Origin of the sequence: Pseudomonas sp. KK4 (assembly GCF_001984065.1) — a bacterium.
Taxonomy (GTDB): Bacteria; Pseudomonadota; Gammaproteobacteria; order Pseudomonadales; family Pseudomonadaceae; genus Aquipseudomonas.
In genome coordinates this window covers 111,611-131,981 of sequence record NZ_LYVP01000004.1, presented here as the reverse complement: position 1 = coordinate 131,981, position 20,371 = coordinate 111,611, and the positions used below count along the sequence as shown (strand labels likewise).

Annotated in this window: 24 protein-coding genes and 1 tRNA gene; 6 read left to right on the top strand and 19 right to left on the bottom strand. The window is 58.5% G+C overall.

Going from position 1 to position 20,371, the window contains the following annotated elements:
- Window positions 1-111: 111 nt before the first annotated feature.
- Entirely contained in the window at window positions 112-981 is an 870-nt protein-coding gene (locus tag B0W55_RS02905) for an NmrA family NAD(P)-binding protein (protein WP_077044550.1), read from the top strand.
- 92 nt (window positions 982-1,073) lie between these two features.
- On the opposite strand, the gene B0W55_RS02900 is transcribed toward B0W55_RS02905, so the two are convergent.
- From B0W55_RS02900 to thrS, 9 genes are all read right to left on the bottom strand, one after another.
- Window positions 1,074-1,150, bottom strand: a tRNA-Pro gene (locus B0W55_RS02900).
- A gap of 92 nt (window positions 1,151-1,242) precedes the next feature.
- A complete protein-coding gene (locus tag B0W55_RS02895; RefSeq protein WP_003179985.1) occupies window positions 1,243-1,599 on the bottom strand; it encodes a MerR family transcriptional regulator in 357 nt (118 codons plus the stop codon).
- A complete protein-coding gene (gene ihfA / locus B0W55_RS02890; RefSeq protein ID WP_002553164.1) occupies window positions 1,580-1,882 on the bottom strand; it encodes an integration host factor subunit alpha in 303 nt (100 codons plus the stop codon). Before ihfA ends, B0W55_RS02895 begins: the two co-directional genes overlap by 20 nt.
- 3 nt (window positions 1,883-1,885) lie before the next feature.
- On the bottom strand, window positions 1,886-4,267 hold the full coding sequence (pheT, locus tag B0W55_RS02885; RefSeq protein WP_077044526.1) for a phenylalanine--tRNA ligase subunit beta: 2,382 nt from the start codon (window positions 4,265-4,267) through the stop codon (window positions 1,886-1,888).
- A 26-nt stretch (window positions 4,268-4,293) separates the two neighbouring features.
- Complete coding sequence (pheS, locus tag B0W55_RS02880) at window positions 4,294-5,310, bottom strand: phenylalanine--tRNA ligase subunit alpha (protein ID WP_077044525.1); 1,017 nt, start codon at window positions 5,308-5,310, stop codon at window positions 4,294-4,296.
- Between the two features lie 109 nt (window positions 5,311-5,419).
- Window positions 5,420-5,776 (bottom strand): 50S ribosomal protein L20, encoded by a 357-nt coding sequence (gene rplT, locus B0W55_RS02875; protein WP_007905879.1) that lies wholly within the window; start codon window positions 5,774-5,776, stop codon window positions 5,420-5,422.
- Window positions 5,777-5,804: 28 nt separating this feature from the next.
- Window positions 5,805-5,999: a 50S ribosomal protein L35 gene (gene rpmI, locus B0W55_RS02870; RefSeq protein WP_002553160.1), complete on the bottom strand. Its 195-nt coding sequence runs from the start codon at window positions 5,997-5,999 to the stop codon at window positions 5,805-5,807.
- A gap of 60 nt (window positions 6,000-6,059) precedes the next feature.
- A complete protein-coding gene (infC, locus tag B0W55_RS02865; protein ID WP_169843736.1) occupies window positions 6,060-6,611 on the bottom strand; it encodes a translation initiation factor IF-3 in 552 nt (183 codons plus the stop codon).
- Complete coding sequence (gene thrS / locus B0W55_RS02860; RefSeq protein WP_077044524.1) at window positions 6,611-8,533, bottom strand: threonine--tRNA ligase; 1,923 nt, start codon at window positions 8,531-8,533, stop codon at window positions 6,611-6,613. Before thrS ends, infC begins: the two co-directional genes overlap by 1 nt.
- Window positions 8,534-8,906: 373 nt before the next feature.
- On the opposite strand from thrS, the gene B0W55_RS02855 reads away from it, so the two are divergent.
- The gene (locus B0W55_RS02855) at window positions 8,907-9,209 is read left to right on the top strand and encodes a hypothetical protein (protein ID WP_077044523.1); all 303 of its coding nucleotides are present in this window, start codon (window positions 8,907-8,909) and stop codon (window positions 9,207-9,209) included.
- Window positions 9,210-9,500: 291 nt separating this feature from the next.
- The gene (locus B0W55_RS02850) at window positions 9,501-9,713 is read left to right on the top strand and encodes a cold-shock protein (protein WP_003179963.1); all 213 of its coding nucleotides are present in this window, start codon (window positions 9,501-9,503) and stop codon (window positions 9,711-9,713) included.
- 71 nt (window positions 9,714-9,784) lie between these two features.
- Here the strand turns inward: B0W55_RS02850 and B0W55_RS02845 are convergent, their stop codons facing one another.
- Window positions 9,785-10,102 (bottom strand): I78 family peptidase inhibitor, encoded by a 318-nt coding sequence (locus B0W55_RS02845; RefSeq protein WP_077044522.1) that lies wholly within the window; start codon window positions 10,100-10,102, stop codon window positions 9,785-9,787.
- A 169-nt stretch (window positions 10,103-10,271) separates the two neighbouring features.
- Window positions 10,272-10,577, bottom strand: a complete 306-nt coding sequence (locus B0W55_RS02840) for a hypothetical protein (protein WP_077044521.1) — start codon at window positions 10,575-10,577, stop codon at window positions 10,272-10,274.
- Window positions 10,578-10,708: 131 nt separating this feature from the next.
- On the opposite strand from B0W55_RS02840, the gene B0W55_RS02835 reads away from it, so the two are divergent.
- Window positions 10,709-10,912, top strand: a complete 204-nt coding sequence (locus B0W55_RS02835; protein WP_077044520.1) for a hypothetical protein — start codon at window positions 10,709-10,711, stop codon at window positions 10,910-10,912.
- 1 nt (window position 10,913) lies between these two features.
- Here the strand turns inward: B0W55_RS02835 and B0W55_RS02830 are convergent, their stop codons facing one another.
- The 8 genes from B0W55_RS02830 to B0W55_RS02795 form a co-directional block, all read right to left on the bottom strand.
- Window positions 10,914-11,942, bottom strand: coding sequence for a nucleoside hydrolase (locus B0W55_RS02830; RefSeq protein WP_077044519.1), 1,029 nt, complete (start codon window positions 11,940-11,942; stop codon window positions 10,914-10,916).
- 37 nt (window positions 11,943-11,979) lie between these two features.
- On the bottom strand, window positions 11,980-12,384 hold the full coding sequence (rbsD, locus tag B0W55_RS02825; RefSeq protein ID WP_077044518.1) for a D-ribose pyranase: 405 nt from the start codon (window positions 12,382-12,384) through the stop codon (window positions 11,980-11,982).
- Window positions 12,381-13,298: a ribokinase gene (gene rbsK, locus B0W55_RS02820; RefSeq protein WP_077044517.1), complete on the bottom strand. Its 918-nt coding sequence runs from the start codon at window positions 13,296-13,298 to the stop codon at window positions 12,381-12,383. Before rbsK ends, rbsD begins: the two co-directional genes overlap by 4 nt.
- Before the next feature lie 31 nt (window positions 13,299-13,329).
- Window positions 13,330-14,349 carry a LacI family DNA-binding transcriptional regulator gene (locus B0W55_RS02815; RefSeq protein ID WP_077044516.1) on the bottom strand — a complete coding sequence of 340 codons (1,020 nt, stop codon included), beginning with the start codon at window positions 14,347-14,349 and terminating at the stop codon, window positions 13,330-13,332.
- A gap of 3 nt (window positions 14,350-14,352) precedes the next feature.
- Window positions 14,353-15,330: an ABC transporter permease gene (locus tag B0W55_RS02810; protein WP_077044515.1), complete on the bottom strand. Its 978-nt coding sequence runs from the start codon at window positions 15,328-15,330 to the stop codon at window positions 14,353-14,355.
- A complete protein-coding gene (locus B0W55_RS02805; protein WP_077044514.1) occupies window positions 15,327-16,880 on the bottom strand; it encodes a sugar ABC transporter ATP-binding protein in 1,554 nt (517 codons plus the stop codon). The genes B0W55_RS02810 and B0W55_RS02805 overlap by 4 nt, the downstream gene beginning before the upstream one ends.
- A 55-nt stretch (window positions 16,881-16,935) precedes the next feature.
- The gene (locus B0W55_RS02800) at window positions 16,936-17,892 is read right to left on the bottom strand and encodes a sugar ABC transporter substrate-binding protein (RefSeq protein ID WP_077044513.1); all 957 of its coding nucleotides are present in this window, start codon (window positions 17,890-17,892) and stop codon (window positions 16,936-16,938) included.
- 186 nt (window positions 17,893-18,078) lie between these two features.
- On the bottom strand, window positions 18,079-18,516 hold the full coding sequence (locus tag B0W55_RS02795) for a hypothetical protein (RefSeq protein ID WP_077044512.1): 438 nt from the start codon (window positions 18,514-18,516) through the stop codon (window positions 18,079-18,081).
- 318 nt (window positions 18,517-18,834) lie between these two features.
- On the opposite strand from B0W55_RS02795, the gene B0W55_RS02790 reads away from it, so the two are divergent.
- Together B0W55_RS02790 and B0W55_RS02785 are read left to right on the top strand one after the other, a co-directional pair.
- Window positions 18,835-19,923: an asparaginase gene (locus B0W55_RS02790; RefSeq protein ID WP_077044511.1), complete on the top strand. Its 1,089-nt coding sequence runs from the start codon at window positions 18,835-18,837 to the stop codon at window positions 19,921-19,923.
- Between the two features lie 154 nt (window positions 19,924-20,077).
- On the top strand, window positions 20,078-20,368 hold the full coding sequence (locus B0W55_RS02785; protein WP_077044510.1) for a DUF1654 domain-containing protein: 291 nt from the start codon (window positions 20,078-20,080) through the stop codon (window positions 20,366-20,368).
- Window positions 20,369-20,371: the final 3 nt, after the last annotated feature.

Genomic DNA, 20,371 nt, shown 5'->3' with positions numbered 1-20,371 from the left:
CACCTCCAACTTTTGGTTGAAGGTAATTCTACCTATTACTGACTAATTTATCCTTGATGGTTTGATCATGATGGGGCCTCCCGGCTCTTTATGATTGGAAAGCAAAGTCTCATGGCAAAAATTCTGGTTACTGGCGCGACAGGCAGATTGGGCAATGCTGTCGTGCGCGCACTGCTACAGAAAATCCCTGCAACCGAGGTTGCGGCAATGGCGCGGGATGTCGACAAGGCAGCGCCTCTGGCGGCACTGGGAGTCGACGTGCGTTACGGCGACTACACCGATTACGACTCGCTGGTGGCCGCTTTCGAAGGTATCGAGAAGATCTACCTGGTCTCGGCCGTCGCCTTCAGCGATCGCGTGACACAACATAAAAACGCCATCGTCGCTGCGGGCAGGGCGGGTGTTCGTCATGTGATTTACACCAGCATTCAACGGCTCAACGATGAACGGGCCCCGATTGAGGGAGTGACCGAGAGCGACATCGCTACAGAGCGACTGCTTGAGAAATCGGGGATGACCTACACCATCGTTCAACATCCGTTGTACGCCAACGATCTGCCGTTTCTCATGGGGGCCCATGCGGCAAAAGCAGGCTTCAGCGCTCCCGCAGGTCAAGGCCGGATGGGAATCGTCACCTTCGCCGAACTGGCCGAGGCCGGCGCCGCATTGCTCACCGAGGCGGGTTATGAAAACCGTAGCTATCTGCTGAGCGGCGGGCAAACCTGGTCGTTTCAGGACATCGCAGAGGCTTTTTCGCGGATGACGGGGAAGTCGGTTGGTTATCAGCCCATTACGGCCGAAGCTTTTATCAGTGCCCGTGAAAGTGAAGGCTGGCCGACGGCACTGGCGAAGTTTATCAATGGTTGGTGTGGGGCGATTGAGAAAGGAGGGTTTGATCAGGGGAGTGATGCGCTTGAGGGGTTGTTGGAGAGGGAGCCTAAGGGGTTGGAGGTGGTGCTTGGGGAGGTTTTTGGGGTTTGAATGATACTGAGGTTGCCGCTTTTCAGGTGTTTCGCTGATCTAAAACGAGAAAGGGGATCAAGTGTCTGAATACTTGATCCCCTTTCGGAATATGGTCGGGACGGAGTGATTCGAACACTCGACCCCTAGCACCCCATGCTAGTGCGCTACCGGACTGCGCTACGCCCCGACTAGGCGTGAAATCTGTTCCTCAACCTCGAGGAACGCTCAAGAATATATCGCAAGCTTTTGAAAACTGGAAGTATTTAAAAGCAGTAATTTTTATTTCTTGAGCACCACCAGAACATCTTCGAGCTCAGCGATCATCTGGCGGATCATTTGCTTGTATTGCGTAGTGTCATCTTTGGCTTCATCGCCGGACAAACGCAAGCGTGCGCCGCCGATGGTGAAACCTTGATCGTAAAGAAGCGCGCGGATCTGCCGGATCATCAGCACGTCCTGGCGCTGATAATACCGGCGGTTTCCGCGGCGTTTGACGGGGTTGAGTTGAGGAAACTCCTGCTCCCAGTAGCGCAGCACGTGTGGCTTTACTGCACACAGCTCGCTGACTTCACCAATGGTGAAGTAGCGTTTGCCTGGGATGACGGGTAGCTCGTCGTTATGACTTGGTTCCAGCATAAGCCTCAACTCGGGCCTTCAACTTCTGCCCTGGACGAAAGGTGACCACACGGCGAGCCGTGATCGGGATTTCTTCTCCCGTTTTCGGATTGCGGCCAGGCCGCTGGCGTTTGTCCCGCAGGTCGAAATTGCCGAAACCGGACAATTTGACCTGCTCGTTGTCTTCAAGAGCGTGCCTGATTTCCTCGAAAAACAGTTCGACCAATTCCTTGGCTTCCCGCTTGTTCAGGCCCAGCTCTTCATACAGACGTTCCGCCATCTCAGCTTTCGTCAAAGCCCCCATACGTCACTTCCTTAACGTGGCGTTCAACCTTTGTTCGAGCGAGGTGAGGATATTTTGCGTCGTGGAATTCACCTCATCGTCATTAAGAGTGCGCGATGGATGCTGCCAGGTCAAGCCGACTGCGAGGCTTTTTCTATCAGGATCAATGCCTTTACCCTGATACACGTCAAATAGCCTGAGGTCTGTCAGCCATTCGCCTGCATTTTCACGGATTACGTCCAGTACAGCCGAGGCTGCAACGTCCTGGTGGGCAATCAGTGCAAGGTCACGACGCACTTCAGGAAAGCGCGATAACTCGTGGAATTTCGGCATTTTGCCCGACGCCACTTCCGCCAGAACCAGCTCGAAAACGAAGACCGGACGATCCAGGCCCAGTGTCTTCGACAGTTCCGGGTGGATCGCGCCAACGAAACCGACCAGTCGACCTTCCCGCTCGATGCGCGCGGTCTGACCCGGGTGCAACGCTGGGTGCTTGCCCGGTACGAAGGTGAACGCATCCAGTGCACCGGCGAAGCCCAGTACTGCTTCAACATCAGCCTTGACGTCGAAGAAATCGACGACATCGCGACCTTGCGCCCAGCCTTCCGGCAGACGGCTACCGCAAACCACACCGGCGAGCATCGGCTCTTGCTTCAAGCCGTCGAGTTGACCGACGAAACGCAAGCCGCTTTCGAACAAACGAACGCGATCCTGCTGGCGATTCAAGTTGTGCTGGAGTGCCTTGACCAAGCCTGGCCACAGCGATGAACGCATGGCAGCCATGTCGTTGGAAATCGGGTTGGCCAACAGCAGTGGCTCGACACCTGGATTAAACAACTCGAACTGTTTCGGATCGATGAAGCTGTAGGTGATCGCTTCCTGATAACCACGGGCTACCAGCAGGCGGCGCAGTTCCGGCAGGTCGCTGCGCGCTTCAGCCTTGGCTTGTGGCGCCAGACGCGCTTGCGGGTAACGCACCGGCAGGCGGTTGTAGCCGTAGAGGCGAGCCAGTTCTTCGATCAGGTCGACTTCCAGGCTGATGTCGAAGCGATGACTTGGCACGTCTACGCGCCACTGCCCTGCCCCGGCAGCCTTGATGGCCAGGCCCAGGCCGCCGAGCAGGCTCTCGACTTCGGCCGAATCCATTTCCATGCCCAGCATCTGGGTGATGCGTTGCGCACGCAGGGTTACCGGTGCGATCGATGGCAGGTGCTGCTCGCTGACGGTTTCGATGATCGGGCCGGCTTCGCCGCCGGTGATGTCCAGCAGCAGGCCAGTGGCGCGCTCCATGGCTTCACGGGCCAGTTGCCAGTCCACACCACGCTCGTAGCGGTGCGATGCATCGGTGTGCAGGCCATAGGAACGGGCCTTGCCAGCGACGGCAATCTGATCGAAAAACGCGCTTTCGAGGAAGATGTCACGGGTAGTCGCGGTGTTGACGCCGCTGTGCTCACCGCCCATGACCCCTGCAATCGCCAGGGCGCGGGTATGGTCGGCGATCACCAGCGTATCGCTACGCAGGCTGACTTCCTGACCGTCGAGGAGTACCAGTTTCTCCCCTTCTTCGGCCATGCGCACGCGGATGCCGCCGTTGATTTCGGCGAGATCGAAAGCGTGCAGCGGCTGCCCCAGCTCCAGCATCACGTAGTTGGTGATGTCCACCGCGGCATCGATGCTGCGCACGTCCGCGCGACGCAGACGCTCGACCATCCACAGCGGCGTTGGCTTCGACAGGTCTACGTTACGGATCACACGGCCCAGGTAACGCGGGCAGGCAGCGGGGGCCAGTACTTCGACCGAGCGAACTTCATCGTGCGCCGCGGGTACTGCGGCAACCACCGGACGGGTCACTGGCGTGTTGTACAGCGCGCCGACTTCACGGGCCAGGCCCGCCAGGGACAGGCAGTCGCCACGGTTCGGGGTCAGGTCGACCTCGATGCTGGCGTCGTCCAGGCCCAGGTACTCACGAATATCCTGACCCACTGGCGCATCGGCCGGCAGTTCCATCAGGCCATCATTGCCCTCGCCGACTTGCAGTTCGGCTTGCGAGCACAGCATGCCGTTGGACTCAACGCCACGCAGCTTGGCTTTCTTGATCTTGAAGTCGCCCGGCAGTTCGGCGCCGATGGTGGCGAACGGGATCTTCAGACCGGGGCGCACGTTTGGCGCGCCGCACACGACCTGGAAAGTTTCCGAACCGTTGCTGACCTGGCAAACGCGCAACTTGTCGGCGTCCGGGTGTTGTTCTGTGCTCAGCACCTCACCGACGATGACGCCGGTGAATTCACCGGCGGCCGGGGTCACGCTATCGACCTCAAGGCCGGCCATCGACAGACGAGCAACCAGCTCGTCGCGACTTACCTGCGGGCTAACCCAGCCACGCAGCCATTGTTCACTGAATTTCATCCTGCTCTCCTAAGAATTCGTTACGACTAGCGAAATTGCGCGAGGAACCGCAAGTCGTTGTCGAAGAACAGACGCAAGTCGTTCACGCCGTAACGCAGCATGGCCAGACGCTCGACGCCCATGCCGAAGGCGAAGCCCGAAAACTCTTCCGGGTCTATGCCGGACATGCGCAGCACATTCGGGTGAACCATGCCGCAGCCCATGACTTCCAACCAGCCCGTCTGTTTGCAGACGCGGCAGCCTTTACCGCTGCACATCACGCACTCCATGTCGACTTCGGCGGATGGCTCGGTGAACGGAAAGTAGGAAGGGCGGAAACGCACGGCCAGTTCTTTTTCGAAGAACACGCGCAGGAACTCTTCGATGGTGCCTTTGAGGTCGGCGAAATTGATGTCGCGATCGACCAGCAGGCCTTCGACCTGGTGGAACATCGGCGAGTGAGTGATATCGGAGTCGCTGCGGTACACACGGCCTGGGCAGACGATGCGGATCGGCGGCTGTTTCGATTCCATGGTGCGGACCTGTACCGGCGAGGTATGGGTGCGCAGCAACATGTTGGCATTGAAATAGAAGGTGTCATGCATCGACCGGGCCGGGTGATGACCTGGGATGTTGAGTGCTTCGAAGTTGTGGTAATCGTCTTCGACCTCAGGGCCTTCGGCGATGCCGTAGCCAATGCGGGTGAAGAACTGCTCGACACGTTCCAGAGTCCGAGTAACCGGGTGCAGACCGCCAGAGGTCTGGCCGCGGCCAGGCAGGGTCACGTCAATGGATTCGGCGGCGAGCTTGGCCGCAAGATCGGCCTCCTCGAACAACGCCTTGCGCGCATTGAGAACCTCTGTGACACGCTCCTTGGCAACGTTGATCAGCGCGCCGACTTGCGGACGCTCTTCTGCCGGCAAATTCCCCAGGGTCTTCATCACCTGAGTCAATTCACCCTTTTTGCCAAGGTAGTGAACCCGGATTTGCTCCAGGGCATTGATATCTTCAGCGCTTTGCACAGCCTCTAGAGCTTGCGAAACGAGCGCGTCCAGGTTTTCCATGTACAGACTCCAGATACAAAATAGGGGAAGAGCTTGAAGGCTCTTCCCCTATTTATGACGTTTAACACCTGACCCCACGGAGGTGAGGCCGGGTGACTGTCGGGGGTACTTAAGCCAAGGTGGCTTTAGCTTTCTCGACAATCGCAGCAAACGCCGCTTTTTCGTTCACTGCCAGATCAGCCAGAACCTTACGGTCGATCTCGATGGACGCTTTTTTCAGGCCGGCGATGAAACGGCTGTAGGACAGACCGTTGATACGAGCACCAGCGTTGATACGGGCGATCCACAGAGCGCGGAACTGACGTTTTTTCTGACGACGGTCACGGTAGGCGTATTGGCCTGCCTTGATTACCGCTTGCTTGGCAACACGGAATACGCGGGAGCGTGCGCCGTAGTAGCCTTTAGCAAGTTTCAGAATTTTTTTGTGACGCTTACGGGCAATGACGCCACGCTTTACACGAGCCATGAGTTACTTCCTCTATTCTTGACTAAAATTAACGAAGGCGCAGCATGCGCTCGACTTTTGCCACGTCAGACGGATGCAGCAAGCTGCTACCGCGCAGTTGACGCTTACGCTTGGTCGACATTTTGGTCAGGATGTGGCTCTTGAAAGCGTGCTTGTGCTTGATACCGTTAGCAGTTTTCAGAAACCGCTTAGCAGCACCACTTTTGGTCTTCATTTTTGGCATGTTCGGATACTCCGCATTCAGTTGATAAACATAATCAGAAGGCCTGCCGTGCCCTGTTGATTACTTCTTCTTTTTCGGGGCGATGACCATGATCAGCTGGCGTCCTTCCATCTTAGGATGCTGTTCGACCGAACCGTACTCGAGCAAGTCACCTTCAACTCGCTTGAGGAGTTCCATCCCCAGCTCCTGGTGGGCCATCTCACGGCCGCGGAATCGCAAGGATACCTTGGCCCTGTCCCCGTCACTCAGGAAACGTACCAGGTTGCGCAGTTTTACCTGGTAATCCCCTTCCTCCGTCCCTGGACGAAACTTGATTTCTTTTACCTGAATCTGCTTCTGGTTCTTCTTCGCCGCAGCAATCTGCTTCTTCTTTTCGAAGATCGATTTGCCGTAGTCCATCACCCGACATACAGGCGGGACAGCGTCAGCGGAGATTTCTACCAGATCAAGCTTGGCTTCTTCAGCAATACGAAGCGCTTCATCAATCGAGACGATGCCAATCTGCTCGCCGTCAGCGCCAATTAACCGAACCTCGCGTGCCGAGATATTCTCGTTGATCGGGGCCTTCGGTGCAGCTCGTTTATCTTGTCTCATTTCACGCTTAATAATAATTACTCCGAATCTTGGCGACCACGCCGGGAAACCGCTTGCGCGAGGAACTCGGCGAACTGGGCGACGGGCATCGAGCCCAGGTCAGCACCTTCGCGAGTACGCACAGCGACAGTCTGCATCTCGACTTCCTTATCTCCAATAACCAAGAGATAGGGAACCTTGAGCAAGGTATGCTCGCGGATTTTAAAGCCGATCTTTTCATTTCTCAAGTCAGACTTGGCACGAAACCCGCTTTCGTTGAGAGTTTTTTCCACTTCGCTGACAAAATCTGCCTGTTTATCAGTGATATTCATCACCACGGCCTGAGTCGGCGCAAGCCACGCAGGGAATGCACCCTCGTAGTGCTCGATCAGAATTCCGACGAAACGCTCGAAGGAGCCCAGAATCGCCCGATGCAACATCACCGGATGCTTGCGGCTGTTGTCTTCGGAGACGTATTCGGCGCCCAGACGGACAGGCAGGTTAAAATCGAGCTGCAAAGTACCACATTGCCACACTCGACCGAGACAATCTTTGAGCGAGAACTCGATCTTCGGACCGTAGAACGCACCCTCGCCCGGTTGCAGATCGTACGGCAGGCCAGCGCTATCAAGGGCTGCGGCCAGCGCAGCTTCTGCGCGATCCCACAACTCGTCGGAGCCCACACGTTTTTCCGGACGAGTGGACAGCTTCATCTCGATGTCCTTGAAGCCGAAGTCGGCGTAGACATCCATGGTCAGCTTGATGAATGCAGCGGACTCGACCTGCATCTGCTCTTCGGTGCAGAAGATGTGCGCATCGTCCTGGGTGAACGCACGCACACGCATAATGCCGTGCAGCGCACCTGACGGCTCGTTACGGTGGCAGGCACCGAACTCGGCCAGACGCATCGGCAGCTCACGGTAGCTCTTCAGGCCCTGGTTGAACACTTGCACGTGGCAAGGGCAGTTCATTGGCTTGATGGCGTAGTCGCGACTTTCCGACTCAGTGGTGAACATGTTGTCGGCATAGTTGGCCCAGTGCCCGGATTTCTCCCACAGACTGCGGTCGACGACCTGTGGCGTCTTGATCTCCAGGTAGCCGTTGTCGCGCTGCACCTTGCGCATGTACTGCTCGAGCACCTGGTACAGGGTCCAGCCGTTGGGGTGCCAGAACACCATGCCCGGCGCTTCTTCCTGAGTGTGGAACAGCCCAAGGCGCTTGCCGATCTTGCGGTGATCGCGCTTTTCGGCTTCTTCGATACGCTGGATGTAGGCCGCCAGTTGCTTCTTGTCAGCCCAAGCGGTGCCATAGACGCGCTGCAGTTGCTCGTTCTTGGCATCGCCGCGCCAGTAGGCGCCAGACAACTTGGTCAACTTGAAGGATTTCAGGAAGCGAGTGTTCGGCACGTGCGGACCGCGGCACATGTCGACGTATTCTTCGTGATAGTACAGGCCCATGGCCTGTTCGTTCGGCATGTCCTCGACCAGGCGCAGCTTGTAGTCTTCGCCACGGGCCTTGAACACTTCAATCACTTCGGCGCGCGGAGTGACTTTCTTGATCACGTCGTAATCTTTCTCGATCAGCTGCTGCATGCGCTGCTCGATGGCCGCCATGTCGTCCGGTGTAAAAGGACGCTCGTAAGCGATGTCGTAATAGAAGCCGTCGTCGATAACCGGACCGATCACCATTTTGGCGGTCGGGTACAGCTGCTTGACCGCATGGCCAACCAGGTGCGCACAAGAGTGGCGAATGATCTCCAGCCCCTCTTCATCCTTTGGCGTGATGATTTGCAGCGTAGCGTCGCTGTCGATGATGTCGCTGGCATCAGCCAGCTTGCCATTGACCTTGCCGGCCACGGTGGCCTTGGCCAGACCGGCACCGATGGATGCGGCGACCTCGGCGATGGAAACCGGGTGATCGAATGAGCGTTGACTGCCGTCGGGAAGAGTAATAGTTGGCATGGCGCCTCCTCTCCTAGTGGTGACCCCTACCAAAGGTCACGTGGGTTGGGATGAGCCAGTACAAGATCCGATCCAGGCCATTCAATGACGAACGCCTGCCTTACAGCGGCAGGAGCCTTGCGGCCAACCGGAAAACCGAACCAGAGTGACTGGGATTCAAATCAGGATTTTTCGGGTATTCGCCGCGGCCAGGACTGAAGGTCGACCGGCGCCTGCGAACGCCCGAGCGGGGCATGCTAGCACAGATGAACGGTCGTGGCGGCGTGGAGGTTACAACTGGGGCAAATACGGCATTTTTATGCCAGAGTGCTGAACTTGAACCTCGCTTCACCCCTCAGATAACAAGACATTGACCCACAAGGAGCATGCTGGCATGCGTCTGAATCGTTTTTTCGCTGTAGTCGCACCTATCGTTCTGCTGCTGCCACTGGCCGCCCACGCCGATTGGCCCAAGGGTGAGCGCGAGAAGTACATGGCCCAGTGCACCGAGGCCGCTACGCCACAGATTGGCGCTGCGGCGGCAAAAGCCCACTGCGCTTGCGGGGCTGACGCGATCAAATCCTATCCGGCCAAAGACCTTCAGGCACTGATGGATAACAAGGCCAGCGAGGAACTGCAACGACAGGCGCTGACCCAAATCAGCAAGTGCAAGGCCAATAACCCGGCGAAAAAATAAGCCCGACCCAGCCTGAAAATGCGTTTTGAGCTGAAAAAAAGCGGCTGAAAAGGGCTTTTTTCTACGATTTATGCAGGTTTTACAGCTTTTTTTATCGTCTTTACGTTCGGCTGAAAGCCTTTTAAAACGGGGCTTGCAGCCGAAACAGGCAACAAAGAATGTGTGACTGTAGGGCAAACGGCACCTGCGGGGGGCTCCCAAAGCGAACATTTCGACTATGATACCCCGGTGTGCCCAGTTGGCCTGAGCAGCACAGTACTACTGAAAATATATGTTTCTTGGAGATACACCATGTCTAATCGCCAAACCGGCACCGTTAAATGGTTCAACGATGAAAAAGGCTTCGGCTTCATCACTCCTCAAGGTGGCGGTGACGACCTGTTCGTACACTTCAAAGCTATCGAAAGCGACGGTTTCAAAAGCCTGAAAGAAGGCCAAACCGTTTCCTTCGTGGCTGAGAAAGGCCAAAAGGGTATGCAAGCTGCTCAAGTTCGCCCAGAGTAATTTCCAGGCGCACTAAAAAAACCCCGTCCATGTGACGGGGTTTTTTATGGGTGAAGCAAATGCCCGAGCAATCAGCCGCAGTTGACGCGGATGATGACTCGATTGGCATCGGTATTGAGGTTCAAACGGTCGGAACGGTATTCCAGCGTGACCATATCGGTAGGCTGAAGGAACCGCGCATTCTGCGCCCCGGCACGCGTACGCGCCTGTTCCAGCAGCTCAGGGGACGCCGGTTTGCCAATGGCGAACTCGGCCGCTTTGGCCTCACAACGGCTGTGACCTGTGTCAGTCGTCGTAACAGGGTCTGCCGACTCGGTGCTGCCCGTGCTGCAACCTGACAGCATGGCAACGCCCAACAAAGTACCCAATGACGCGAGCTTCCAAGGCATGAAGCCTCCTTTTTTCGATAATTAAGCTGAGATCGTGCGACCGCCGTTATGGCGATTGGTTTCACATTACGTACAGGCGCCCCTGCACTTCGTTTAAAAACAAACGGCGAGTTTGCCTGAGCATCGCCCTGCCCTACACGCCTCAATCGTGACTGAATATGAACGGCGCTCAATAAACGTCGATATAGTCGAATGCCGGTTTCGGCCAGTTCTGTTTCAGCGCATTGAAGATCTGCATGACCCAGACTTCGTCGCTGGCAGCGACACGACCGACATAACCGGAGCCCTTGGCCCAGGTTTCCAGGCGAAACAGCAACCCATCGATATCGGTGCCGCCCACGACGCCCGATGAAATATAGGCGATGCCGCCCTTGGTCACACGCAACTGGGTGTGGTCATCGTCGCTGGCGCAGGCCAAGAGTTGACGCACGGCCTCGAGGGTCAAGCCGTCAGGGGTGTTCAGATCGATCTGCACAACGCAGTCCTTGAAAAGTGTTCAAAGACCAAGTGTCGCATAGCCGCTCTTTCATGCCTAAGTCGCAGTGCCAAACGCCCGGCAAAATGGTTAACTCCTCGCTCAGACACCCTCGACTGCACGAGCCCATCATGACCACCGTAAGCATCGACGCCGACATCAAAGCCAAGTGGCCAGAGGGCCACAGCTCCTACAGTCCCGGCAGCCCTGAAGAGCTAGCGATCATTGCGATCGATCTATTGGTCAAGGAACTGGGCACCGAAGCCGCCCAGTCGTTCATCGGGCAGATTTTCGAGAAGTACCCGACGAGCGTCAGGCATTCGGAAGAAGCGTGATCTACTTCAGACGCGCCAGACGCTGCGTCAGCAAATCAAAGAATCCCTGAGCGTCGCCGTTTTCAACCCAGAACGCATTCTTGGGCGCCTTGAGGCCGTCGTGCCAGTCAACGATGGTCTGCCCGAACCCGGGTCCCTCACCACTGTCTACCACCACGTTGACCTGACGCCCGCTGGACAGCTGAGGCTTGAGCAGGTAAGCGATCACCGTTGCGTCATGCACCGGTCCACCCGGGATTCCGTAGTGCGCCATGTCGGCCTTGATGTAGTCGTTGAGAATGTCGACCACCAGTTTGCTGGCGTTGTTGTTCAACGCGGCGATCTGGTTCAGGCGGGCGTCGCTGGTGAGGATCTTGTGGGTCACGTCCAGCGGCAGGTAGGTAAGTTTCACGCCACTGTTGAGCACCACCTCGGCCGCTTGCGGATCGGCGAACAGGTTGAATTCGGCCACCGGCGTGATGTTGCCGCCGTTGAAATGTGCGCCGCCCATGATCACCACTTCCTTGATGCCCTGAACGATCTCCGGCTCCTGAATCAGCGCCAGGGCCAGGTTGGTCTGCGGCCCCAGCATGGCGAGGGTGATGCTGTGGGGCTTGGCCGCCATCAAGGTGTCGATCAGGTAGTCGATCGCGCTGCCCTCGGCCAGGCCGGCCTTGGGCTCATGCACGGGAACGCCCGACAGCCCTTCCATGCCATGGATGTTCTCGGCGTAGATGGGTGTGCGCAACAGCGGTTTCTTTGCGCCGGCGTAGACCGGCACGTCCTCGCGTCCCGCCCACTCGCGGGCCAGTCGCGCATTGCGCGAGGTCTTGTCCAGACGCACATTGCCGGCGACGGTGGTCAAGGCGCGGATGTTCAATTCCTGCGGCGACGCCAGCGCAAACAGCAGCGCAACCACATCGTCAGCCCCCGGATCGGTGTCGATGATCAAGTCGATTTTTTCCGCCGCGTGGGCGCCGGTGGCGGTCATCAGGGACACAAGCAGCAGGCTCCGAAGCAGATGAGGCAGTTTACGGGCGTAACGATACATGGCGCACTCCTTGTGCAAAGTGGGATTCAACGGCGAATCAGAATGTCACTCCGGCGACCAGGACGATGTTGCAGTACGGCTGGCATTCGCCAGTCCGTACAACCGCCCGGGCCTGTCGGCTCAGTCCTTTGAATTGCTCATGGCTGAGCAACTCGCGCTGCCCCAGCGCACCCTCGGCATTCAGCTGATCGAGCGCCGTCAGCGCCGTTGGCTTTTTCTCGAGGATTTCCCGGGCCAGCACATGGCTCTCGACCTGCATCTCGCTGAGCACGACCTTCAAGGTACTGATGAAGTCCGGAACGCCGTGGGTCAGGGCCAGGTCGATCAGCTCGACGCCCGGCGGCACTGGCAGCCCCGCGTCACCGATCACTACTTTGTCGCCGTGCCCGAGGGAGGCGATCAGTCGCGACAGTGCGACGTTGAGCAATGGAGTCTTTTTCATGGTGTATTGAACGCCTGCACGTCGGACAAGGTGGGAATCGAGGGTTGCGCGCCAGCGCGGGTGACCGATAAGGCCGCGGCGATCTGGCCGAAACGGATCGCATCGACTTCACTTTTACCGCTGGCCAGCGCGGCGGCAAAACCGCCGACGAAGGTATCGCCCGCCGCCGTCGTGTCGACCGCTTTCACGGTAGGCGCCGCGCTGTGTTCGAAGCCCTGGCCGTCGGCAAACAACGCGCCCTGGGCACCGAGGGTAATGATCACCTTGCCCGCCCCCATTTCGATCAGGCGAGTCGCGGCTGCCTGCGCCGTTTCCCGGGAGTCCACCGGCAAACCGCTGAGCGCCGTCGCTTCACTCTCATTAGGAATCAGGTAATCGATGTTGGCGTACCAGGCCGCCGGCAACGGGCCGCTGGCCGGCGCCGGGTTGAGGATGACGATCTTGCCCAGTTCCCGACCGCGCTTGAGCGCGTGGCCCACCGTGGCATCGGGCACTTCCAGCTGGCAGATGATCACATCGGCGGCCTGCAGGACGGAATCGAAACAGCCGATCAGCGCCGGCGTCAGCTCACCGTTGGCGCCGGCAACGATCACGATCGCGTTCTGGCTGTTGTCGTCGACCACGATCAACGCCACGCCGGTGGAACCGGCCACGGTGCTGACCGCCTGACAATCGATCTGCTCGGCCAGCAGAGCGTCACGAAGTTCCGCGCCATAGGCGTCGCTGCCCACGCAACCGACCATCGATACCTGCGCGCCCAGTCGCGCGGCGGCCACGGCCTGATTGGCACCCTTGCCACCGGACACCGTGGAGAACGAATGACCGATCAGCGTCTCACCGCCCCGAGGCAACCTCGGCGCCCGGGTCACCAGGTCCATGTTCAGGCTGCCGATTACCACTACTTTTGCTGACATACATTGCTACTCATCAATTCGGTTTCATCGTTTAGCGAAATTGCGCAAACACACCGGCCAGCGGCGCGGTCGATTCACGTATCACGATGCTTGGCGTCACGATCCGCTGCTCAGTAACCAGATCCGGCTTGGCGATCCGGCGCAGCAACACGTCAGCGGCCATCTCGCCGAGCTGCAGGATCGACTGCCCTACCGTGGTCAATGCCGGATAGACATAGCGGCTCATCTGGATATCGTCGAAGCCGATCACCGACAGCTCCGAGGGCACACGAACATTGCGCTCGGCGGCGGCGCGCAGCACGCCGATACCGATCATGTCGTTGGCGGCAAAAATCGCGCTGGGCGGGTCACGCTCCAGCAGCGTCGCGGCGGCGTTGTAGCCGCCGGTGCTGGTGAAGTCGCTTTCGACCATGCGCTCGGGCGCGACCTCGATGCCGGCATCTTTGAGGGCTCGGCAAAAACCGGCCAGACGCATTTGCGCCACGCTGGTGGTTGCCGGGCCGCTGATGGTGGCGATGTCCCGATGCCCCAGTTCCAGAAGATGCCGGGTGGCCAGGTAGGCTCCGTATTCGTGGTCGATGCGCACCAGGTCGGCATCGACACCTTCGAGCCCGCGGTCGACGATGACCATGGGCGTGCGCACGCCTGCCAGTCCCTGCGCCAACCCGTTATCACCACCGGCTGAAGCAACGATCAGGCCGTCGATGCGCTTCTCCAGCAATACCCGCAGGTAGCTGCGCTGCTTGTCCGGATTGTCGTCGGAATTGCACAGGATTACGCAGTAGCCATTGCGCTCGCAGTAGTCCTCGATGCCTCGAGCCAGTTCAGCGAAATACGGGTTGAGGCTGTTGGGTACCAGCAAACCGATGGTGGCCGTGGTCTTGGCCTTGAGCGACCGGGCCACGGCGCTGGGCACATAGTCCAGAGCCTTGATTGCCGCCTCGACCTTGACCCGCACTTCTTCGCTGACCGGTCGGGTCTTGTTCACCACATGGGAAACCGTGGTGTAGGAAATCCCCGCCATGGCTGCCACATCTTTGATCGTTGCCATGAATCAGGCCCGCCGACTTGCACGTTGGCTGCGGTAGGTATCGAGTACCACCGCGACCACGATCACCGCACCGGTGATGATGCGTTTGGTCGGTTCGGTGGCGCCAATCTGCGCCAGCCCCGCGGCCAACACGGAGATGATCAACACGCCGAAGAACGTACTGATCACCGATCCACGCCCGCCCATCAGGCTGGTGCCACCGATCACCACCGCTGCGATCACCTGCAGTTCCAGGCCGGAACCGGCGTTGGGGTCAGCCGCTTCCAGGCGCGAAATCTGAAACAGTGCAGCGATCCCGGCCAACAGACCCATCAGGCTGAACACCAGGATCTTGTAGGGTTTTGGATTGATACCCGCCAACCGCACCGCTTCTTCGTTGGTGCCGATGCCGATCAGGTAGCGCCCGAACACGGTGCGGGTCAATACCGCCTGGGCGATGATGATGATCAGCAAGGCGATGATGAACGACGGCGAAATGCCGAAAGCGATCGGATTGGACAGCCAGGCGAACGCATCTCCGATGTAGGCCGTGCGCGAGCCGGTCATTTGATAGGCCAGGCCGCGGGCCATCTCCAGCACGCCCAGGGACACGATGAACGATGGAATGCGCCAGGCCACGGTGATCGAGCCGGTGATGGTCCCGGCCAACGCAGCCGCCGCCATGCCAAGCAGTGCCGCGGGCAATACGCTCCAGCCCCAGCCGAGGATCGCCACGCTGACCGTCGAAGCGGCGAGCGCCAACACCGAGCCTACCGAGAGGTCGATGCCGCCGATGATCAGCACGAAGGTCATGCCGACTGCCAGCACCATCAAGTCCGGAATCTGGTTGGCCAGGGTGCTGAAGGTGTCATAGGACAGGAAATGGCTGCTCAGGATCGAGAACAGCACGACCATCGCCAGCAAGGCGCCGGCCAGGCCAAGGTAAGTGCCCAGGCCGTAAAAGTTGCCGTTGCGTTTGCCGGCCGATGTTGCGGTTTTCATGGAAGGTCCCCAGGCGCTGCTTCGTTGAGCAGCGCATCACGTTTTTGGTAGCCGGCAAATGCGGCGGCAAGCAAGTCATCCTGGTTCCAGCTGTCACGCTCGAAGGTGTCGATCAGACGGCCCGCCGACAACACGCCGATGCGGTCGCAGATCAGCATCAGCTCGCGCAGGTCGCTGGACACCACCACCAGTGCCTTGCCTTGGCGAGTCAGCTCACCGAGCAATGCATAAATGTCGAACTTGGCGCCGACGTCGATGCCGCGGGTCGGTTCGTCGAACAGCAGCACCGAGCAGTCGCGTTCCAGCCAACGGCCGATCACCACTTTCTGCTGGTTGCCACCCGAGAGCTCTGAAACCAATTGCGTCGGGCCGGAACTGCGGATGCGCATGGCATCGATCTGGCGCTGGGCCAACGCGGTTTCGTCGCCGGAATTGACCACCCCGGCGCTGGAGATGCCGGGCATGTTGCCCAATGCAATGTTGGCGCTGATCGACTGCGTCAACAACAGGCCTTCGCCCTTGCGGTCTTCGGTGATCAGGGCGATGCCGTGACCGACCGCGTCCACCGGAGAGCGAATGCTGACGACCTGCGCGGGCGAGCCCAATGCCACCGTGCCGCTGTCGGCAATGTCGGCACCAAAGATCAACCGGAGCAGTTCAGTGCGCCCTGCCCCGATCAGACCGGAAATGCCGAAGATCTCCCCGGCACGCACTTCGAAGGACACGTCACGCACCTTGTCGGCACGGCTCAGGCCCTTGACGGTCAATGCCGGGGCGCCGAAGTTGCGTGGGCCCATATCCATGTGTTCGCCCAACTCGCGACCGACCATCAAGGTGACCAGTTGCTCGCTGTTGTAATTGGCCATCGGCTCGACGCACACCAGATTGCCGTCGCGCAGTACCGCGATACGCTGCGCAACCCGGGCCAGTTCTTCGAGGCGATGGGAGATATAGATGATCGACACGCCCCGGGCTTGCAGGCGGGTGATCTGCTCGAACAGCATCTCGACTTCGCGGGCCGTGAGCATCGCGGTCGGTTCATCGAGGATCAGCACATGGCAATCGCCGATCAGGTTGCGGGCGATCTCGACCATTTGCTGGTGACCGATGCCGAGGTCGCCGACCAGGGTGTCCGGGTCGATCGCATCGAGACCGACCTGAGCCATGGCTTCGATCGCCGCTTTGCGCAGTTGCTTGCGACTGATCCAGCCGGCCTTGCTCGGCAGGTTGTCGAGAAACAGGTTTTCCGCCACCGACAACGTCGGCAACAGATTGAGTTCCTGCATGACCATGCGGATGCCCAGGTCTTCGGCCTGGGTGCGGCTGCCGGGGCGATAATCCTGCCCCTGAAATTGCATCTGGCCGGTAGTCGGTGTGACCAGCCCGCCAATGATCTTCGACAACGTGCTTTTGCCTGCGCCGTTCTCGCCGGTCAGCGCCAGCACTTCGCCGCGCATGAGCGTCAGGTCGATGCCGGTCAGGACCGGTTGGGCGTAGGTCTTGCCGATACCGCTGACCGACAGGACAGCGTTCGGTGCGCGAACGGACATAAAAACTCTCCATGCGCTCGCCCGGACGGGCGAGCACCGTTGTGTCGCCAGAAGATTACTTGGTAACCAGCTCTACCGGCGTCTCGATCACGCCACTGGCGCTGCTGTCGACCTTCTCGCCCTTGATGATTTTCAGCGCGGTCTCGATACCGAACACCGCTTGCTTGGCAGCGAACTGGTCGGCAGTGGCCAGTACACGACCGTCCTTGAGCATCGGCTTGATGGCGTTGATGTTGTCGTAACCGACCACTTGCACCTTGCCGGCCTTGCCTGCTGCCCGCACGGCGGATACCACACCGACCGCCATGCTGTCGTTGCCGGCCAGCAAGGCTTTCACGTCTGGATATTCGCTGAGGATCGAGGCGGCAACCTTGTTGCCCTTGTCGATTTCCCAATCACCCGATTGTACGGAAACCACCTTGATTTGCGCGGCCTCCATTGCGTCCTTGAAGCCCGCGGTGCGAGCCTGGGCGTTGGTGGTGGTGGACACGCCTTCGATGATGCCGACTTCGTCACCGGCCTTGAGTTGCTTGGCCAGGTATTCGCCGACCATGCGCGCGCCCTTGCGATTATCCGGGCCTACGAACGGGACGTTGATGTTTTTGCTTTTGATTACCGCAGGATCGAGTTGGTTGTCGATGTTGATCACGGTGATGCCCGCGTCGATGGCTTTCTTGATCACCGGCACCATGGCCTTGGAGTCAGCCGGCGCGATGACCAGCGCATTGACCTTGGCAAGGATCATCTGCTCGACGATGCGGGTTTGACCTGCAGTGTCCGTTTCGTCCTTGATACCGTTGGAAATCAGCTCGAAATCGCCGGCGTGATCTTTCTGATAAGCCTTGGCGCCATCTTCCATGGTCAGGAAGAATTCGTTGGCCAGGGATTTCATGACCAGGGCGACTTTTGGTTTTTCCGGGGACTCGGCGAAAGCCGAAGAGACAGGCAGTGCGGCGGAAACGGCAGCCAGCATAGCGACAGCGAGAAGACGTCCAGCGAATGGCAGCTTCATGGGTTCACTCCGATCTTATGATTATTGTGAGCAACGTTTGCACTGGCGTAAGCTGCAGGGTGTTGGCCGGTGGATTTTGCTCACCGGAAACATCTCGCAAACGTTTGCGAAGATCGAACTATGCGAACCTTGTCGAAATTTGTCAACGACGAGAAGCGATCTCGAATTCGAAGCTGCTCAATCCCTTTACGCCGTCGTATTGACCACGCTGCCCGAACCCGCCAGCTCCTTGGCCAGACTGGCCACAACCTGCATGAGTGCCGCGGTGGTACTTGCAATCTGTGCCTGAATGGCCATGACCGCGGTGGTTTTCGCTTCGGGCGTCGGGAAGGAAGCGGCCTGGGTTGCCGCCAATTGCTGCTGTTGTTCGCGCAATTGCTCCTGCAGTTCCCGCATGCGTTTGAGCAGTGTCTGCACCGCAATACTTTGCGTACTGCCCGTGCCTTCGACTTTCTCGCCGCCCCGCGCTTCGTCGCCCAGGCTGACCGACTTTTTATCCTCCTCAAGGCCCAGTCGTTGCGCGGCCGTTTCAGAGCTTGCATCACCCAAGGCGTCAGCTGTCACCGGAGGTTTACCGCCGACGTTGATGACAGCTGCTTGTGGAAAACCGACGGTCAACGACATGTGAACTCCATGGGAAAAGGTCCTTTAGAGAATTATCGACCGGTGATCCGATTTCTTGAATCCTGTTGAAATGCGCTCGAGAGTGCGGTGCTGTCGGAGGGCCGAACGCAAAATCGCCATACGGTCGGAAAACCGGATGAAACCGCCCCATTCAGCTACGTGATTACTGTTTAAATAGTTAAACAAATCAGTAGGTTAAGTATTTTTCTCCCGCCTGGTATGGATCCTGCTCTCGTACAGCACCCCATTCGTTCACATTCGCTTGGGGCGCTTCTTGATGAACCTGCTTCTGCACCGTCACTACAAGAGAGAAAAATAATGACATCCGCTTTGAAAACCATTCTTCCGGGCGCATTGGCCCTCCTGCTGCTCCTGCCAACTGCCTCCCAGGCGAAAGAAGTCGAAAACCAACAGAAACTGGCGAACGTGGTCATCCTGGCCACCGGCGGCACCATTGCCGGAGCAGGTGCGAGCACCGCCAACAGCGCGACCTATCAAGCGGCGAAGGTCGGCGTCGACAAACTGATCGCCGGCGTGCCGGAGCTCGGCCAACTGGCCAATGTTCGCGGTGAACAGGTGATGCAGATCGCTTCAGAGAGCATCACCAACGAGAACCTGCTGCAGCTCGGCCGCCGCGTCGCCGAGTTGGCCGACAGCGATGACGTCGATGGCATCGTGATTACCCATGGCACCGACACGCTGGAAGAAACCGCCTACTTCCTGAACCTGGTGGAAAAAACCGACAAGCCGATCATCGTTGTCGGCTCCATGCGTCCCGGCACCGCGATGTCGGCCGACGGCATGCTCAACCTGTATAACGCCGTGGCAGTGGCCAGCAGCAAGGAAGCCCGTGGCAAAGGCGTGCTTGTGACCATGAATGACGAGATCCAGTCGGGTCGCGATGTCAGCAAAATGGTCAACATCAAGACCGAGGCGTTCAAAAGTGCCTGGGGCCCGCTGGGCATGGTGGTTGAAGGCAAGTCGTACTGGTTCCGCCTGCCGGCCAAGCGTCACACCATGGATTCCGAGTTTGATATCAAGACTATCAAGAGCCTGCCAGACGTGGAAATTGCCTACTCCTACGGCAACGTCAGCGACACCGCCTACAAGGCCCTGGCTCAATCGGGTGCCAAAGCGATCATCCACGCAGGCACCGGCAATGGCTCGGTTTCCTCGCGAGTTGTTCCAAGCTTGCAGGCGCTACGCAAGGATGGCGTGCAAATCATCCGCTCGTCCCACGTCAACGCCGGCGGCTTCGTGCTGCGCAACGCCGAACAGCCTGACGACAAGTACGACTGGGTTGTGGCGCACGACCTGAACCCACAGAAAGCCCGCATTCTGGCCATGGTCGCCCTGACCAAGACCAATGACAGCAAAGAGCTGCAGCGGATGTTCTGGGAGTATTGATTTCCCCCTCGCCCGAGCGATCCTGCTCGGGCACCGTTTTTACCACTCGCCGGTCTGGCGAGTGGTCCTGCCTGCAAAAAATCTCGCTTTGCCGCACACCAAAAGACAAAAGCCGCGGTCAGAGGATTCTCTTGAATTTTAAGCAGTTGCGAAAATGCCTACAGTTAAATACTGTATGCACGTACAGCTTAATAAGGATAATCCCGTGGACACCCACTCCGCCTCTCCTGATACCTATGTCCGCATGGGCCTGCGCGTTCAGAAAATCATCAACTCCCCCACCGCCCAAAAAGCCAAGGCAGCACTGATTTTCCGCTTGCCGGACGAACCGGTGGATGAATGGGAGCGCCTGCTTGAAGAAATCGATGAAAACGACAACGTTACTCTCGCCTATCGCGACGATGGCGGTGTGCAGGTTTTCTGGGTTGTACCGAAGGAAGACTGATTC